Below are 16,075 nucleotides of genomic sequence, written 5' to 3'. Positions count from 1 at the left end.
CTCCCCACTCACAACGTTCCGAACGCTTCGAGGGGGAAGGGCGGTTGGGCCAGTGGCCGTACCGCCATCCGCATCAGCAACAGCTGGTTGTCGTCCGGGCTCACCGGGTTCGAGGTGAGCTCGTCGCACCGCACGCAGCGGTGGACGATCATCCAGTCGCCGGTCCGCAGGACGGCGATGGCGATCGGGGACATCCGGCCGTGGCACTCGGTGCGGCCGCCCTGAACGTGGTCCAGGACGTGCCGCGAGTGCAGACACGAAGGGCAGTGGTTGCGGCTGCGACCGTCCGGATCGGCCAGGGTGACGGTCAGGCCGCACCAGGCGCAGACGAACGTACTGATCTTGAGGGTGGGGCTGGGGTTTGGGTTGGGGGTGTGCTCGGACACCTGTGCTCCTTGCTGGGGAGTTGGTCATCGACAGCAAGAGCAGGCCGAGCGGCCTCGACGGCTATGCGCGGTGGGTACGTGCGGTAGGTGCACTGCGTGCAGTACGTGTACGTCGTACGTCGCGGTGAGGCGCGCTCGGCGCGGGCCGGGTCATCAAGACACCTTCTCGGTGGGCGCAAGGCCCGGTCGTTCGGCCGCACGGGCAGGGTGCCGTGCGGAAGGAAGCAGCGGGGAAAGGGTAGGCAGGTCGGTGGGGCGTGGGCGAGCGATTTTTTCCGCGCGTGCGTCACTCCGTCGGCGACGGCAGTTCCGCGGCCGCCCTGATGATGCCGTCCAGCACCGTCGCCACCTCCTTGCGCGGCTCGGCGCGGCTCGTGCGGTGGCGGGCGATCAAGCGGCGATAGCCGAGCCCCGGAACGGACACCGCCTTGACCCCCTCAACGGGCATGCCGAGCACGGCCAGGGACGGCACCACCGCGACGCCCAGCCCTCCCGCCACCAGCGCCAGCGCCGCGTTGTAGTCGTAGTAGCTGTGCGCGGTACGGGCGAGGTTCATGCCCCGGCGTACGTGTTCGGTGGCGCCGTGGGCGGCGGCGTCCGAGTCCACGCCGAGCCAGGTGAGGTGTTCGAGGTCGTTCAGGGTGGTGGGCGTCGGGGTTCCGGCGGGTGTGACGACCACCCACGGCTCCTCGAGGATCGGCACGTCGCGGGTGCCCCGCGCGGACCTGCGGCCGATCGGCGTCTCGGCCTCCACGATCAGGAGGTCCACCGTCCCGGCGCGCAGCTCCTGTTGCGCCTTGTCGCCGTCCATTTCGTGGATCTGCAGTTCCAACCCAGGGAATTCGGCGCGCAGTTGGTGCACCAGCGGGACGAGCAGGGCCCGGATCACCGTCTGGAACGCGGCGATGACCACGGTGCCGGAGACCTCCTCGCGCAGGGCCGCCAACGACCGTGTCACGTCCGTCAGTTCCGACTCGATGCGTTCGGCCGTCTCCGTCAGCACCCGGCCCGCGGCCGTGACCACAGCGCCGTGCGGCTGGCGGTCGAGGACAGGGGTGCCGACCTCGGATTCGAGGCGGGCGATCTGCTGCGACACGGCGGAGGGCGTCAGGTGCAGTACGTCGGCCGCCGCGAGGATCCCGCCCGCCCGGTGCACGGCGAGCAGAACGGCCAGTTTCCGCGGGTCCACGTCCATTCAATTCAGCTTAACCCCCGGCGTAGAGAACTTCGATTGATCTGTATGTGGCGGGTGTCCACCATGGGGGACATGCAGGCAATCATGACCTCCGCGGCGACGGCAGCAGGTTGGGTAGGGGCCCTGAGTACGGCTGCCGCCTATCTGTTGGTCTCGCGTCGGGTCATCGAGCCGGACGCCCCGATGTTTCAGCTGATCAACATGCTCGGTGGCGCTCTTCTGGCCGTCTCTGCCGCCGCCAGTGGGGCGTGGCCCTCGGTGACGTCGAACTTTGTCTGGGTCCTCATCGGCGTACAGGCGCTGGTCGGGGCCCGGAGCGGCGTCCGGACCGTCGTCGGCCGCGTGACGGGAAGCTTCTCGCGGCGGCGAGGAGCCGGGCGGGCGTGGAGCCGGGCCACCAGGCGCTGAGGCCCCACTCGTTCCCTGCTGCGCCCGGCCCCGTCCTCCTGCACGGCTCAGCCGCCGAACACCGCCTCGACGAGCCTGTCCTGCGCCTTCATGAACGGGACCGCCAGGGTCATCGCGGCGTCGTCCACGTAGTTGAGCGCGGCGGTCAGGGTCTTGCTGCCGTCGGCCGTGCTGTACATCAGCGCCGCGTGTCCGCCCTGGCCGCCGTTGTGGAACAGAAGGGTGTCGGCGCCGGAGCCGTTGGAGCCGCCGGTCTGCTGGATGCGCAGGCCGAGGCCGAAGCCGGTTTCGGGGTGCGGCTTCGTCATCTCCGCGAGGAGCGGGGCGGGCAGCAGCTCACCGCGGGCCAGTGCGGAGATGAAGGTGTGCAGGTCCTCGGCGGTCGAGATCATGTCGCCGCCCGCGTCGACCCAGGACGGGTTCTGCCGGCTGACGTCGACCGTGTGCTGCTGGCCCGCGTCCTCGTACCGGTAGTAAGCGTGGGCGTACGGCTCGGGGATGTCCTGCGAGGTGCCCGGCACCACCGTGCCCGTCAGGCCGAGCGGGTCCACGATCCGCTCCTGGGTCACCTCGGCGATCGGGCGGCCGGTGACGTTCTCGACCAGCAGTCTGGCCAGCACGTAGTTGGTGTTGGAGTAGCTCCAGCCTGCGCCCGGCTCGAACCGCGGCGGCTTCGACAGCGACAGCCGGGCCAGGTCGCGCGGGCGGTAGGTGTGGAAGCGGTTGTCCACCCATTCCTTGCCCGCGATGGTCGAGGGGATCCCGGGGGTCACGGTTCCGTCCGCGGAGAACTCGCCGGTGTGGTTGAACACCCCGCTGGTGTGCTGCAGCAGCATGCGCACCGTGATCCGCCGGTCGAGGTCGAACTCGGGGAGGTGGTCGACGGCCGGCGCGTCGAGGTCGACCTTGCCCTCGGCGACCAGTTGCAGCACCAGCGTCGCGGTGAACGTCTTGGTGTTGCTGCCGATACGGACGTGCCCGGCGGCCGGAGGTTCGGCGCTGCCGTCCAGCTCCGCGGCGCCGGCGGTGGCGACCCACGCGCCCCGGTCGTCGTGCACCCGCAGCTGAATGCCCGTGATGCCGGAATCGACGATCTCCTGGAGGACGCCGCGCAGTTCCGGACGGTCCGATTCGGCGGCGAAGTCGGCTGCGGTGTGCGGGGACTGGCTCATGATTGTCTCCTTGGTTCCTCTGGGGCACTGCCTGAAGTGGCAGTACGGCGAGCCTGGTCCCTGCCCTAAGGTCAAGGTCAAGCGTCAACGGGGGGAGTGGGAACGGATGCGTGCCAGAGGTGGGCTCACCATCGGTCAGGCGGCGGCGTACGCGGGCGTCACGATCAAGACCGTGCGGCACTATCACCGGCTCGGCCTGGTCGCCGAACCGGAGCGGGACACGTCGGGCTACCGGCGCTACGGCTCGGCCGAACTGCTCCGGCTCGTCCAGGCGCGGACCCTGGCCGGGGCCGGAGTGCCGCTCGCCGAGATCGGTGACCTGCTCGACGCGGAACCCGAGCGGTTCACCGCCGCCTTGGACGACGTCCACCGCCGGCTCACCGACCAGATCGAAGACCTCGTCGCGCGCCGCGACACGCTGCACCGGATTTCCCACGGTGACAGGGCCCTGCTGCCCGACCGGGCGTGCGCGGTCCTGGACCGCATGGCCGAACTCGGCTTCACCGCCGAGTACTTGAGCACACAGCGGGAGGCGCTGGTGCTCACCCGGGCCCTTGTCCCGGAGATGCTCGACACCTTCCTGACCCGGTTCGAGCACCTCCTCGACGATCCCGCGCACGTCGAGCTGACCAAGCGGGCCTGGGACGCGGGGTCCTGGCAGCCCGACGACCCGCGGCTCGACGAACTGGCGGCAGAACTCGCCGAGAAGGTACTGGCCGACCGCGAACTGCTGGCGGCGGGCACCGGGCTGCAGGGCCGGTCCGACAACGCGGCCCGCTACGCCCTGGTCAACCGCCACCGGGAGGACGACGCACCCTCCATCGCCCGGCTGAACGCGCTGGTCGAGGCCCGGTTGCGCGCCGCCGGTGTCGACTTCCCGCAGGGATAGGCGCGGCGCCGATCGGTTGCGTGACCCCGGCCACGGGGCGCATTAATGCCCGCGACACCCGCGGCGATGTCGTGATCTGCTGGGATCGCCGTCATACCGGGAATGCCCCGCTGTGATGGCCCGTTGGGGAGTAAGTGCGCACCGCGTGTGTGTGCGCCGTTCTCCTGCCCTGCGGTGAGCGCCCTGAGCGGCCCGGACTGCCGGGCCGATGACTACGACCGACTCTTGCGAGGTACAGCCCCACATGAGCCAGCCAACCAACGTCGAGAACGTGGACGCCCCCGGGGAGGACGGCAGTACGGCCGTCCCGCCCGCGGGCGGGACACCGGCGCGCGCCGGTGTCCTCATCGCGGTCCTTGTCGCGTCCGCGTTCGTGATGATCCTCAACGAGACGATCCTGAGCGTCGCCCTGCGCGACCTCACCGTCGACCTGGGGGTCTCCACGACGACCGTGCAGTGGCTGACCAGTGGCTTCCTGCTGACCATGGCCGTGGTCATCCCGATCACCGGCTTCCTGCTCGAGCGCTTCTCCGCGCGCCAGATCTTTCTGGCCTCGCTGACGGCGTTCAGCACCGGCACCCTGATCAGCGCCCTCGCGCCCGGCTTCGGCATGCTGCTCACCGGCCGTGTGGTGCAGGCGTTCGGCACCGCCGTGATGATCCCGTTGCTGATGACGACCGTGATGCGGCTGGTCCCCGCGGAGCGTCGCGGAGCGATGATGGGCACCATCACGATCGTCATCGCGGTGGCCCCGGCCATCGGCCCGACGGTGGGCGGCGCGGTGCTGTCCTCGCTGGGCTGGCGCTGGATGTTCTGGATCGTCCTGCCGCTGGCCCTGGTGGCGCTGGTGATCGGCGCGATATGGCTGCGCCTGGACAGCGAGACAAGGAAGGTGCCGCTGGACGTGCTGTCGGTGGTGCTCTCCGCCATCGGTTTCGGCGGCGTCCTCTACGGCCTCGCCTCCATCGGCGAGACCGGCGGCGGGGAGCACACCGTCGAGCCGTGGATGCCGATCGTCGCCGGTCTGGCGTCCCTCACCGTGTTCGTCCTGCGCCAACTGCGTCTGCAGCGCAGCGATCGCGCCCTGCTGGACCTGCGCCCGCTGGCGAACCCCACCTTCTCCGTGGCCCTGTTGCTGTCCGCGCTGCTGTTCATGTGCATGCTGGGCGCGGCCGCGATCCTGCTGCCGCTCTACCTCCAGACGGTCATGGGGACGACCACCTTCGTCAGCGGCCTCGCCGTCCTGCCCGGCGGCCTGCTCCTCGGCGTCCTCGGCCGCCCGGTGGGCCGGCTCTACGACCGCGTCGGAGCCCGCCCGCTGGTGATCCCGGGAGCGGGCGCGCTGGCGGCCTCGCTGTGGCTGTTCTCACTGCTCGGCCCGGACTCCTCGCTGGTCGCGGTCATCGGCATGCACCTGCTGCTCATGGGCGGGCTCGGGCTGATGATGACCCCGCTGATGACGGCCTCCCTGAACGTGCTGCCGGACCACCTGCACTCCCACGGCAGCGCGATCCTCGCGACGATGCAGCAGGTCGCGGGCGCCTTCGGCACGGCGGTCTTCGTCACCGTGGCGTCGAGCGCGTCCGACGCCGCGTCCGGCGCGCCCGACGCGAGCGGTCTGAGCGCGGCGTTCGTCCTGGCGGGCGTCATCGGGCTGGTGGCGTTCGCGGCGTCGCTGTTCTTCGGCCGCAGCGCGCGCTCGGCGCCGGAGTCGGCGGCGTAGCCGAAGAGGGGCGGGGCATACGGCGCCCGGCCCCCCCCCGGCACGATCACCGCGCAGCGCGGTGCCGGGCCGGCCGATACCCGGCAATCCTGACCGTGCTCGACCCGTAGAAGAGGCCCGTGCCGATCGCGCCGCCGATGGCCATCAGCTGGATCTGACGAGGCGTGAGGCCGCGCCGACAGCCCTCGTCGGGCGCGGCCGCCTGTCGGCTCTCGTCAGGCGTGTCCAGCTGCCGGCTCATGGAGCGGTCGCCCTGCCCGCTCATTGAGCTGTCGCCTCCGTGAGCGCGCGCTCGATGACATCGGCGGCGCGGTGGGCCTGTTCCAGGCTCAGGACCAGCGGCGGCTTGATCTTGAGGACGTTGTCGCCGGGGCCGTCGGTGGACAGCAGCACGCCGTCCCGCTTCGCAGCCTCCACCACCCGCTTCGCGAGCGCGCGGTCCGGCTCCTTGGTGGCGCTGTCGACGACGAGGTCCGCGCCGAGGAACAGGCCCCGCCCGCGTACGTCGCCGATCGCCGGGTGGTGTTCCGCCATCGCGGTCAGTCGCCCGCGCAGGTAGCCGCCGACGCGTTCGGCGTTGGCCATCAGGCGTTCGTCCTCGACCACGTCGAGCACGGCGAGGGCGGCAGCGCAGGACACGGGGTTGCCGCCGAAGGTGTTGAAGTACTCCATGCCGGTCCGGAACCTGCGGGCGACCTCGGGCGTGGTGACCACCGCGGCGATGGGGTGGCCGTTGCCGATCGGCTTGCCCAGCGTGACGATGTCGGGCACCACACCGTGCCGCTCGAAGGCCCACATGTGCTCGCCGACCCGGCCGAAGCCGCACTGCACCTCGTCCGCGATGCACAGCGCGCCGGCCGCGCGGGCCTCGGCGTAGGCGGCCGGAAGGTAGCCGTCGGCGAGCTCGACCTGCCCGGCGCAGCCGGGGATCGACTCGTGGATGAACGCGGCGGGGCCGGTGCCCGCGGCGGACAGGTCGGCGCACTGGGTGCGGAGGTGCTCGGCGTAGCGCGGTCCGTCGGGACCGAAGGCGCCGCGGTAGGGGTCGGGGAGGTCGCACACCCGCACCCGCTCGCCCGGACCGGTGCCGCCGGAGCGGTTGAACTTGTACGGGCTGATCTCGACCAGCGAGCTGAGGTTGCCGTGGTAGGCCCAGTCGAGGGTGAGGATGTGCTCGCGTCCTGTGGCGGTGCGGGCCAGGCGCAGCGCGAGGTCGTTGGCCTCGCTGCCCGAGTTCGTCAGCATCACCACGTTCAGCGGGTCGGGGAAGGTGGCGGCGAGCCGGCGCGCGTACTCGGTGATGTTCGCGTGCAGGTAGCGGGTGTTGGTGTTGAGCCGTGCCGCCTGCTCGGCGATCGCGCCGACCACGTGCGGGTGGCTGTGGCCCACGTGGCAGACGTTGTTGACCAGGTCGAGGTAGCGCCTGCCGTGCACGTCGATCAGTTCGGCGCCCTCGCCCGCCGTGATGTGCAGCGGCTGCGCGTAGCTCAGCGACAGGGTGGGGGAGAGGTTCGCGGTGCGGCGCGCGGCGATCTGGTCGGCGCGCCGGTCCGGGGCGGCGGCCGTGTCGCCCGTTGCGCGCAGTACGAGGTTCGGGTTGGGGCAGATGCTCTCCCACACGTCGGCCTCGCTCGGGCGGACCGCGCCGGGCAGATCCGTGGAGCGGCCGAGCAGCGTGGTGAACAGCTGGACGTGGGTGTGCGGGGGCCACCCGCCGTTCTCCGCCGCCGTGCCCAGGCGGCCGATGGTGTCTCCGCGCCGCACGGTGTCACCGGCGCGCAGCTGCTCCGCGCTGTGCCGGTCGAGGTGGCCCACCAGCAGCCAGAACGGTGTGCCGCTGCCCGTGCGGTGTTCGAGCAGGACGACACCGCCGTAGTCATAGTCCGCACCGCGGAACTCGACGGCCTTCACCGTCCCGTCGAACGGGGCGAAGACGGGCGCGCCCGCGACGTCGAACACGTCGAGCGCCATGTGCACACTGCGCCGCTCACCGCCGGGGCCACCGGCGAACGCGTCCGAGCGGTACACCACGCGGTCCTCGCGGTACCGGCCGATGGTGAGGGTGCCGCCGTGGGCGGCGCGGTGCGCGTCGATCGCCGCCCCCACCGACTCGGCGCCGTGCCGGATGTCCAGATCGGCGGGGCCGTGCGCGGTCCAGTCGATGGTGTGGATCCGGGCGGTGGCCGGGTCGGTGCGCAGCATGGGCGCCGGGTCGCAGGCCGCCGAGCGCAGCCAGGCCACGATCTCCCGCTCGGCCGGGACGGGGCGGTAGCCGCAGGCGTCGCGGAAACGGGCGACGAGCACCTCGCGCGGTTCGGCTCCGAGCAACCGCACCAGCTCGCGGATCTGCGGCTGGCTGCTGTCCAGGTAGGCGTTGTCCGGGTCGGCGGCGAGCTGTTCGACGGAGTTGGCGATGCTCATCGCCAGGCGGGCATTGATCAGGTCCGGCAGCAGCCGCAACTCGTCCGCCGTCAGCGGGGCCTCGGCGTGGTACCCGGCGACCACCGCACAGCCGGCGGCCACCGGATCGGCCTGGCCGAGCTGGGCGTAGGCCGCCGCCACGGCGAGCCCGCACACCCGCGGGGCGCGCACCACGTCGCCGAAGTCGATGATGGCGGCGATCCGCCCGTCCGCGTCGAGGAGCACGTTGTTGTCGTTGGCGTCGTTGTGGATCGCCTGCTGCGGCAGGGCGCGCAGCTCGGGCATCAGCTCGCCGAGCCGGGCCAGGGCGTTCGCGGTGAACTCCCGTACGTCGTCGGCGACATGGGGCAGCGCGCGTGCGAGGTCGCCCGCGTGCAGCGGGTGCCAGCGGAAGGAGCGGTCGAGCGCGGCGTGCTCGAATCCGGCGAGGACGCCGTCCAGGGTGGCGACCGCGGATCCCAGCGCGTGCAGCCTGTCCGCGTCCGCCGGGCCCGCCTGGGAGTACGGGGTTCCCGGGATCCATTCGAGGAGGTGCGCGGTGCGGTCGTGCCCGGCCACGGTCGCGGTGCTGGTGGCTACCAACGAGGCCGTGGGCAGGGCCGATTCGGTGCGCGCCAGGTGGGTGAGCAGGGCCTCCTGGAGCTCGATCTCCACGGGGCTGGTGCCGGCCGGGTACATCTTGAGCAGGTACTGGGGCCGGCCCGCCACGTCCAGACGCGTGTTGTCGGTGGCTTCGCCGGGCAGCGGCACGGCCTCGGCATGGACGTCGAACAGGTCCGCGGCGAGGGCGGACAGCATCGTGGTCTGCATGCGCTGGAAGCTAGATTCCGGGTGCACCGGCTGTCGATGGATCCTGCGCAACTCGGCGTCCTGGTGCAAGAATTCGGCCCATGGACGATACGGATCGCGGAATCTTGCGCGAGTTGGCGATAGACGCCCGCGCCTCGCTGGAACACCTGGCGCGGATCACCGGGCTCGCCGCCTCCTCGGTCAAGCGGCGCATCGCGCGCCTTGAGGAGACGGGTGTCATCCGCGGGTACACTGTGCGGGTCGACCAGCGTCAACTCGGCCTCGGCGTGCAGGCGTTGATCGGGCTCTACGTCGCCCCCAGCACCTCGCGGGCGGAGCTGACCGCCTCGCTCAACGAGCAGGAGGAGATCGTGCGGGCCTGGACGACGGCGGGCAACGCCGACGCCCAGGTCCTGGTGCAGGTGCGGGACACCGACCACCTTGAACAGGTGATCCTCCGGTTGCAGCAGATGCCCGGATTCGCCCACACCCGCACCCAGATCCTGCTCACCGAGCTCGTGAGCCGGTCCGGCTGATCAGGGCGTGTCGCCCGGCCGCGCGAGGTGCGGACGCACGAGCACTCCACGTCGTCGCCGCTGCCGCCGATCTCGGCGCGCAACCGGTCCACGGCCTCGGCGAGCGACATCAAAGGAAACTGACGTTCTGTGCGAGGGCGAGCTCGCTCGAGTAGTTGATGGTGTTGGTGGCGGAGCGCATGTACGCCTTCCAGGAGTCGGAGCCGGACTCGCGGCCGCCACCGGTCTCCTTCTCGCCGCCGAACGCGCCGCCGATCTCCGCGCCGGACGTGCCGATGTTGACGTTGGCGATGCCGCAGTCGGAACCGGCGGAGGACAGGAAGAGCTCGGCCTCCTGCTGGTCGCGGGTGAAGATGCTGGAGGACAGGCCCTGAGGCACGTCGTTGTGCAGCGCGATGGCCTCGTCGAAGGTGTCGTAGGTCAGCACGTACAGGATCGGGGCGAAGGTCTCCTCGCGCACGACGTCGTTCTGTTCGTCGACGCGTACGATCACGGGCTCGGCATAGGCGGCCCCCGGCGCCTGGTCGGCGAGGCGGCGGTTGCCGCCGACGAGGACCGTTCCGCCCTGGGCCTGGACGCGGTCGAGCGCGCCCTGCATGCCGTCGAGCGCCTTGGGGGAGATGAGGGGCCCGACGAGGGTGCTCTCGTCGAAGGGGTTGCCGATCGGCAGCTTGCGGTAGGCGGCCGTGAGGCGCTCGACGAGCGTGTCGGCGATGTCGCGGTGGACGATGAGGCGGCGCAGCGTGGTGCAGCGCTGGCCCGCGGTGCCCGCGGCTGCGAAGACGACGCCCTGGACGGTGAGGTCGAGGTCGGCGGAGGGGGTGACGACCGCGGCGTTGTTGCCGCCGAGTTCGAGGAGACTGCGACCGAAGCGGGCGGCGACGCGCGGACCCACCTCACGGCCCATCCGCGTCGACCCGGTGGCACTGACGAGCGCGACGCGCGGATCGTCGACGAGCCGCTCGCCGACCCCACGGTCCCCGAGCAGCAGCCGGTGCACATCACGGGGCGCACCGACGTCGTCGGCGGCCCGGGCCACCAGCCGGTCGCAGGCCAGGGAGATGAGCGGGGTCAGCTCGGAGGGCTTCCAGACGACGGTGTCGCCGCAGGCGAGGGCGACGGCGGTGTTCCACGACCAGACGGCGGCCGGGAAGTTGAACGCGGAGATGACACCGACGACGCCGAGCGGATGCCAGGTCTCGGCGAGGCGGTGGCCGGGGCGCTCGGAGGCGATGGTGCGGCCGTAGAGCTGGCGGGACAGACCAAGGGCGAAGTCGCAGATGTCGATCATTTCCTGGACCTCGCCGAGCGCCTCGGAGCGGATCTTGCCCGCTTCGATGGTGATGAGGTCGGCCAGGTCGCTCTTGTGCTCCCGCAGCAACTCGCCCAGACGGCGCACGAGTTCGCCCCGGCGCGGGGCCGGCGTCGTACGCCAGGTGAGGAACGCCGCGCGGGCGGCGGCGATGGCCTCCTCGGCGTCCGCCTCGCCCGCGGCCGGCAGGCCGAAGAGGTCCTCGCCGGTGATCGGCGTGCGGGCGTGGAAGTCGCTGCCGTCCTCGGGCGTGACACCGACGCGGCCCAGCGCGGCGAGCGCGCGCTCCCGCAGTTCGTCGGTGGTGGGGAGGGTGGTCCCGGTCATGGTGTGCTCCTCGTCGTGTCGTCTTGGAAGTGGGTGGGCGGGTCAGCCGGTGGGGGCGATGGCGCCCTTGAGCCCCAGCTCTCGGGCGGCCCGCGCGAGCGATCGGCTCTGCTGCTCCGCGTAGAGGGTGTACGGGTCGAGTACGTCGCGGCCGATGGCGCCGGAGAGCCAGGCGGCGTCGTAGGCGACACCTTCCTGGGCGCTGTCGCGGGTGCCCTCGCCGCTGAGGTTGGACTGGAAGATGCCGGCGGCCGAGCGCGGCAGGAAGTCCTCGTAGACGATGGGCCGGGCGCGCAGCCGGCCACTACGCACCAACTCGGCCGCATCGGACGGGGCATGCCCCGCACGTGCGTGCCCGGGAACCGCCTCGTACGTGAAGTAGGCGAGCCCCCGCGCGGCCAGTTCGCCCTCGTCGGCGGGCATGTGCTGCTCCCACACCTCGCGCGCGATGTCGCCGCGCCGCTGCGGCGGATGCCCCGCCGCCTGCTGGTCGACCTGCCCGAGCAGGTCGTCGTACAGCGCGCGGCCCTTCGGGGTGAGGGCGATGCCGCGCGCCTCCACCTCGCCGAAGCGGACGCGCAGGGCGCCGCTGGTCACGCTGCCGTCGGGGGCGCGCATCGCGCGCGGCTCGGCGAGGGCCTTGAACGAGGTCTGCCGCAGCAGCACGTCGGGGCCCTTCCAGGACGGAGGCCCCTGAATGGTGTCGATCATCTCGATGCCGCGGTCGGTCATGCGGCGGTACAGCTCGTCGATGTCGAGGACGCGGGGCGTGAGGTGGTTGATGTGCGTGCTGCGTACGCCGCCGATGTCCGCGGCGACGGCCGAGACCCGCTCCAGCTCCTGGTACCAGGCCCGGTCGACCGGCTCCGGCGACAACTCGAAGGCCGCCACGGCCAGTTCGAGGAAGAGGTCGGCCTGCGCCTGCGGCAGTTCCCCCTCGGTGGCCGCGCGGTCGGCCAGGTCGAGCAGCTCCTGCGGGAAGAGTTCGCGGGCGCCGAGGAAGGCTTCCAGGCGCGAGCGCAGGTCGGCGTCGAAGAAGCGGGGGTCGGCCGGGGTGAGCAGGGAGGTGAACACGCGGAACGGGTTGCGGGCCAGCTCCTCGCCGTCGACCGGACGGAACGCGGTGGAGACGACCGGGACGGCGCTGGCGGCGGCCTCCCGCAGGTCGTAGAAGCCGACCGGGTGCATGCCGACGGCGGCGAAGATCCGGGCCACCTGCGACAGCTCCTGGGGTGTGCCGACCCGGATGGCGCCGTGCCGCTCGGCGGTGACCCGGCCGATGGAGCCCAGGCGTTCGGCGTCCGCGCCGCGCTCGCCCAGGACGTCCTCGTTGACCTCGCGCGAGACGTCCACGAGCGTGGTGTAGGCGGGCACTTCGCGCCCGTACATCTCGGAGAGGCGGGCGGCGAACGCGGCCCGCAGGCGCCATTGCGGAACGGTGGACATGGGCTCCCTTTCGCTCGGTTTGGTGGGCAATTGGTGTCACACCACGTGTGCCTCGGGGCGGCTCACCGCGGCGCCCGTCCTGAATCGGTCGGCGCTGAGCGGGGAGATGTCGGTGAACGGCTCCCGCTCCAGGTACAGGTCGCGCACCAGCTCCCCGACCGCCGGGGCCTGGAGGAAGCCGTGGCCCGAGAACCCGGCGGCGTACAGGAAGTTGGGGACCTCGCCGGAGCGGCCGATGACGGCGTTGTGGTCCGGCGTGTTCTCGTACAGGCCCGCCCAGCCGCTCACCGTCTCCATGTCGGCGAGGGCGGGGGCCCGGTCACGCATGGCGGTGCGGAACAGGTCCAGCCACTCGGGGGTCCACGTGGTGTCGAAGCCGTCCTCCTCGGCCGGGTCGGCGAGGCCGAACAGCAGGCCGTCGTCGCTGTTGTGGAAGTACCCGGTGGAGGAGAAGTCGATGGTGAAGGGGATGCGCGGGGCGGGCGGCGCGAGCGGCGCGGTGAACGCGAGCTGGCGGCGCACCGGCCGGACGGGCAGATCGACGCCGGCCATCTCACCGATGTGCGCCGACCAGGCACCCGCCGCGCAGACGACCGCGGAGCAGGCGATCCGGCCCGCGCTGGTGTGCACGGCGGTGACCCGGTCGCCGGTGGTGTCGAGACCGGTGACCGTGGTGTGCGTGGCGATGGTGACACCCGCGCGGGTGGCGGCGTCGGCGTATCCCCGCACGACGAGCGCCGGGCGGGCGTGCCCGTCCTCGGGGGAGTGGGCGGCGGCGACGAGGCCGTCGGTGCTGATGTACGGGCACAGCTTCCGGGCCTCGGCGGGGTCGATCATCCGGCTGGACACGCCGAGGCCGTTCTGGATCTCCACGCTCTCGCGGAACTCGTCGGCCTGTTGGTGTGTGCTGAGGAGGAAGAGGTAGCCGACGGTGTCGAGCCGGATGTCGGCGCCCGGGCGGCGCGTGAAGTCCCGGTAGGCGTGCAGACTGCGGTGGCCCAGCTCGATGTTGAGCGGGTCGGAGAACTGGGCGCGCACCCCGCCGATGGGCTTGCCCGAGCTGCCGCACGCCAGATCGCCGCGCTCGACGACGACGATGTCCCGGACCCCGGCCTCGGCCAGGTGGAAGGCGGTGCTGGCGCCCATCACCCCGCCCCCGATGATCACGACGGAGGCGGTGGAAGGAACGGTCCGGAAAGCTGAGGAGGTCACGGGCTTCACGGGCTTCACATGCTTCACGTGCTGATCCCTTCCAACAGCCGCTGCCGGGCGTGGACTTCGGCCGGACGTCCGGGGCGGCGAGGGCGGTCAGTGGCGAGGGCAGTCGGGGTGCGGAGGCGATGCCGATCAGCTGTCTGGAGGCCATCGTGCAGCAGCCGAACCGTTGACGTCCATCAACAGTTACTGTTCACGATCGTCTAGTGGATCTATACGGTTTCCGCCGCCGGCCCGCTGGGAGTCACCTAGAGTCCCCGGCATGGACTGGACGAGTGCGCAGCTGCGGTCCCTGGTCGAACTGACCCGGCGGGGGACCGTCACCGCCGTCGCGGACGCCCTGGGGTACACGCCGGGCGGGGTCTCGCAGCAGCTCGCCGCGCTGGAGAAGGCCACCGGTACCCGGCTGCTGCGGCGCACCGGAAGACGCGTCGAACTCACCGACGCGGGCGCCGTGTTGGCGGCGCACGCCGAACGCATCCTGACCACGCACGGCGAGGCCGTCGAGGCGCTGGAGCGCACCCGCAACGAGGTGTCCGGCACGCTCCGGGTGGGTCTCTTCGCCTCCGCGGCCGCCGAGATCCTGCCGCCCGCCCTGCGCCGCATCCGGGAACTGCACCCCGCGGTGACCGTCCGCAGCCGCGACATGGACGTCGACGAGGTGTACGGCGCCGTGGCGGGCGGAACGGTGGACCTGGCCATCGGCCTCGACTACCCGGACGTGCCCATCCGGCGCGAACCCGCGCTGAAAATGGTGCGGTTGGCCCGCGAACGGTTCGCGCTCGCCGTGCCGTCCGGCACCGCGCACGGCCGCCGGACGGTCGCCCTGGCCGACGCCGCCGAGTGGGGCTGGATCCTCCCGCTCGCCGACAGCTACTACGGGCGCGCCGTGCTGACCGCCTGCCGCCGCGCCGGGTTCGAGCCCCGGGTCCTGCACGAGGTCACGGACACGGCGGCCACGCTGGCCCTCATCGAGGCGGGCGTCGGGGTGAGCGTGGTGACGGACCTGATGCTCAGGCTGCGCCCCTCCCACCTGGACGTGCTGGCGCTGGAGGACGTCATGGAGCGCGACATCGTGGTGGTGTTCCGCTCCTTCGCCGAGAACCGCCCGGCGGTGGCGGCCCTCGTCGACGTCCTGCGGAAAGGTGCCCAGCCCGATCCAGGAGACCGGCCCTACACGGTGCCGTCCCCGTCGCCCGCCCCGTGCACATAGGGCCGACCGGTCGGCACGGCGCCGCGCAGCGCGCAGATCGCCGCCTTGAGCAGCGGGTTGGTGTTGCCGCGGCGGTGCAGGGCGAGCACGCGGCGGAAGGCCGAGCGCTGGGTGACCCGGCTCGCCCGCACCGACGCGTTCGGCACATGGGCCAGTCCCGGCACGATCGCCACGCCCTGTCCCGTCGACACCAACTCCCGTACGACGTCGTAGTTGTTGCTGCGAAAGGCGACGCTCGCCTGGAAGCCGGCCGCCGCGCACAGCCGGTCGAGCGACAGCGCCCCGGCGGTGTCCTCCCGGCTCGTGATCCAGCGCTCGCCCGACAGGCCCGAAAGCCGCGTGCCGCGGCTGCTGCCCGGGGCCCGCAGCAGTACGAGGTCCTCGCGCAGCAGCTGGTGAGGCGTCAGGCCTGGGGGCCACTGCTGAGGGCTCAGCCCGTACTCGTACACCAGGGCCACATCGAGATCACCGGCGTCCAGGGCGGCGACGAGCTCCTTCGGCTCGCCCTCCTGCAACTGGATCTCGGCGTGCGGATGGGCCGAGGTCAGGGCCGACAGCGCGGCGGGCACGAGCCGCACCCCCGCGGTGGGAAAGCTGCCGAGCCGCAGCCGTCCGGTCGCCCCCGTGGCGAGCCGTCGCACCTGCTGGTCCAGCTCCTCCAGGGTGGCCAGGAGCGGGGCGCCCAGCTCGACGAGGCGGTCCGCCGCCGAGGTCGCCCGGATCCCGTGCGCCTCCCGCTCGAACAGCACCAGGCCGGTGTCCTTCTCCAGCGCCGAGATCTGCTGGGAGACCGCCGACGAGGTGTAGCCGAGCTCGCGCGCCGCGTCGACGAACGATCCGGTACGCACGACGGTCCTCAGCGTGAGCAGGTGCTGCGGCTTCAACAACCCGGAACCTCCCGGAACTTGGACCCCACGGCGGCGCTCCGACAGCGTGCGCGGACAGCATAAGCATCACTGGGGCTGGAAGGAGAAGAGTCTCGTGCTGCTGACCCTTGTGAGGCGCGGCGTCGGACGCGGAGGGTGAAGTCGCGCGACCGGACC

The 16,075-nt window shown here is 71.9% G+C and carries 14 protein-coding genes; 5 read left to right on the top strand and 9 right to left on the bottom strand.

What is annotated here, in order from left to right; genetic code table 11:
- Positions 1-8 precede the first annotated feature (8 nt).
- Together ACZ7L4_RS41095 and ACZ7L4_RS41090 are read right to left on the bottom strand one after the other, a co-directional pair.
- Positions 9-386 (bottom strand): RNHCP domain-containing protein, encoded by a 378-nt coding sequence (locus ACZ7L4_RS41095; protein WP_472110184.1) that lies wholly within the window; start codon positions 384-386, stop codon positions 9-11.
- 286 nt (positions 387-672) lie between these two features.
- A complete protein-coding gene (locus ACZ7L4_RS41090) occupies positions 673-1,581 on the bottom strand; it encodes a LysR family transcriptional regulator (protein ID WP_472110183.1) in 909 nt (302 codons plus the stop codon).
- A 72-nt stretch (positions 1,582-1,653) separates the two neighbouring features.
- Here ACZ7L4_RS41090 and ACZ7L4_RS41085 point away from each other — a divergent pair, with 72 nt between their 5' ends.
- Positions 1,654-1,989, top strand: a complete 336-nt coding sequence (locus ACZ7L4_RS41085) for a CBU_0592 family membrane protein (protein ID WP_472110182.1) — start codon at positions 1,654-1,656, stop codon at positions 1,987-1,989.
- Positions 1,990-2,036: 47 nt separating this feature from the next.
- Here ACZ7L4_RS41085 and ACZ7L4_RS41080 read toward each other — a convergent pair whose 3' ends face one another.
- Entirely contained in the window at positions 2,037-3,161 is a 1,125-nt protein-coding gene (locus ACZ7L4_RS41080; RefSeq protein WP_472110181.1) for a serine hydrolase domain-containing protein, read from the bottom strand.
- Between the two features lie 106 nt (positions 3,162-3,267).
- Here ACZ7L4_RS41080 and ACZ7L4_RS41075 point away from each other — a divergent pair, with 106 nt between their 5' ends.
- Positions 3,268-4,050, top strand: coding sequence for a MerR family transcriptional regulator (locus ACZ7L4_RS41075; protein ID WP_472110180.1), 783 nt, complete (start codon positions 3,268-3,270; stop codon positions 4,048-4,050).
- Between the two features lie 244 nt (positions 4,051-4,294).
- Entirely contained in the window at positions 4,295-5,773 is a 1,479-nt protein-coding gene (locus ACZ7L4_RS41070; RefSeq protein WP_472110179.1) for a DHA2 family efflux MFS transporter permease subunit, read from the top strand.
- Between the two features lie 46 nt (positions 5,774-5,819).
- Here the strand turns inward: ACZ7L4_RS41070 and ACZ7L4_RS41065 are convergent, their stop codons facing one another.
- Together ACZ7L4_RS41065 and ACZ7L4_RS41060 are read right to left on the bottom strand one after the other, a co-directional pair.
- Entirely contained in the window at positions 5,820-6,014 is a 195-nt protein-coding gene (locus tag ACZ7L4_RS41065) for a hypothetical protein (protein WP_472110178.1), read from the bottom strand.
- A gap of 20 nt (positions 6,015-6,034) precedes the next feature.
- Positions 6,035-9,004, bottom strand: coding sequence for an aminotransferase class III-fold pyridoxal phosphate-dependent enzyme (locus ACZ7L4_RS41060; protein WP_472110177.1), 2,970 nt, complete (start codon positions 9,002-9,004; stop codon positions 6,035-6,037).
- Positions 9,005-9,084: 80 nt separating this feature from the next.
- Between ACZ7L4_RS41060 and ACZ7L4_RS41055 the strand changes: the two genes are divergently transcribed.
- Complete coding sequence (locus ACZ7L4_RS41055; RefSeq protein ID WP_472110176.1) at positions 9,085-9,519, top strand: Lrp/AsnC family transcriptional regulator; 435 nt, start codon at positions 9,085-9,087, stop codon at positions 9,517-9,519.
- 109 nt (positions 9,520-9,628) lie between these two features.
- Here ACZ7L4_RS41055 and amaB read toward each other — a convergent pair whose 3' ends face one another.
- Genes amaB through ACZ7L4_RS41040 form a run of 3 tightly spaced genes read right to left on the bottom strand, consistent with a single transcriptional unit; the run spans position 9,629 to position 13,816 of the window.
- Complete coding sequence (gene amaB, locus ACZ7L4_RS41050; RefSeq protein WP_472110175.1) at positions 9,629-11,158, bottom strand: L-piperidine-6-carboxylate dehydrogenase; 1,530 nt, start codon at positions 11,156-11,158, stop codon at positions 9,629-9,631.
- Positions 11,159-11,200: 42 nt separating this feature from the next.
- On the bottom strand, positions 11,201-12,604 hold the full coding sequence (hglS, locus tag ACZ7L4_RS41045; protein WP_472110174.1) for a 2-oxoadipate dioxygenase/decarboxylase: 1,404 nt from the start codon (positions 12,602-12,604) through the stop codon (positions 11,201-11,203).
- A gap of 36 nt (positions 12,605-12,640) precedes the next feature.
- Entirely contained in the window at positions 12,641-13,816 is a 1,176-nt protein-coding gene (locus tag ACZ7L4_RS41040) for an NAD(P)/FAD-dependent oxidoreductase (protein ID WP_472110266.1), read from the bottom strand.
- A 265-nt stretch (positions 13,817-14,081) separates the two neighbouring features.
- On the opposite strand from ACZ7L4_RS41040, the gene ACZ7L4_RS41035 reads away from it, so the two are divergent.
- Positions 14,082-15,032, top strand: coding sequence for a LysR family transcriptional regulator (locus ACZ7L4_RS41035; protein ID WP_472110173.1), 951 nt, complete (start codon positions 14,082-14,084; stop codon positions 15,030-15,032).
- Here the strand turns inward: ACZ7L4_RS41035 and ACZ7L4_RS41030 are convergent.
- Positions 14,993-15,916: a LysR family transcriptional regulator gene (locus tag ACZ7L4_RS41030; protein ID WP_472110172.1), complete on the bottom strand. Its 924-nt coding sequence runs from the start codon at positions 15,914-15,916 to the stop codon at positions 14,993-14,995. The two genes, ACZ7L4_RS41035 and ACZ7L4_RS41030, sit on opposite strands and share 40 nt — an antisense overlap.
- Positions 15,917-16,075: the final 159 nt, after the last annotated feature.

The sequence above is a fragment of the Streptomyces sp. NPDC107575 genome (assembly GCF_055657265.1).
The sequence above is the reverse complement of the archived record's forward strand: the minus strand, read 5'-3'. Positions and strand labels throughout refer to the sequence as shown.

Bases quoted from the DNA above. Each gene is read 5' to 3' on its own strand.
- ACZ7L4_RS41090 (WP_472110183.1), bottom strand. From the start codon at position 1,581: ATGGACGTGGACCCGCGGAAACTGGCCGTTCTGCTCGCCGTGCACCGG.
- ACZ7L4_RS41085 (WP_472110182.1), top strand. From the start codon at position 1,654: ATGCAGGCAATCATGACCTCCGCGGCGACGGCAGCAGGTTGGGTAGGG.
- ACZ7L4_RS41080 (WP_472110181.1), bottom strand. From the start codon at position 3,161: ATGAGCCAGTCCCCGCACACCGCAGCCGACTTCGCCGCCGAATCGGAC.
- ACZ7L4_RS41075 (WP_472110180.1), top strand. From the start codon at position 3,268: ATGCGTGCCAGAGGTGGGCTCACCATCGGTCAGGCGGCGGCGTACGCG.
- ACZ7L4_RS41070 (WP_472110179.1), top strand. From the start codon at position 4,295: ATGAGCCAGCCAACCAACGTCGAGAACGTGGACGCCCCCGGGGAGGAC.
- ACZ7L4_RS41065 (WP_472110178.1), bottom strand. From the start codon at position 6,014: ATGAGCCGGCAGCTGGACACGCCTGACGAGAGCCGACAGGCGGCCGCG.
- ACZ7L4_RS41060 (WP_472110177.1), bottom strand. From the start codon at position 9,004: ATGCAGACCACGATGCTGTCCGCCCTCGCCGCGGACCTGTTCGACGTC.
- ACZ7L4_RS41055 (WP_472110176.1), top strand. From the start codon at position 9,085: ATGGACGATACGGATCGCGGAATCTTGCGCGAGTTGGCGATAGACGCC.
- amaB (WP_472110175.1), bottom strand. From the start codon at position 11,158: ATGACCGGGACCACCCTCCCCACCACCGACGAACTGCGGGAGCGCGCG.
- hglS (WP_472110174.1), bottom strand. From the start codon at position 12,604: ATGTCCACCGTTCCGCAATGGCGCCTGCGGGCCGCGTTCGCCGCCCGC.
- ACZ7L4_RS41035 (WP_472110173.1), top strand. From the start codon at position 14,082: ATGGACTGGACGAGTGCGCAGCTGCGGTCCCTGGTCGAACTGACCCGG.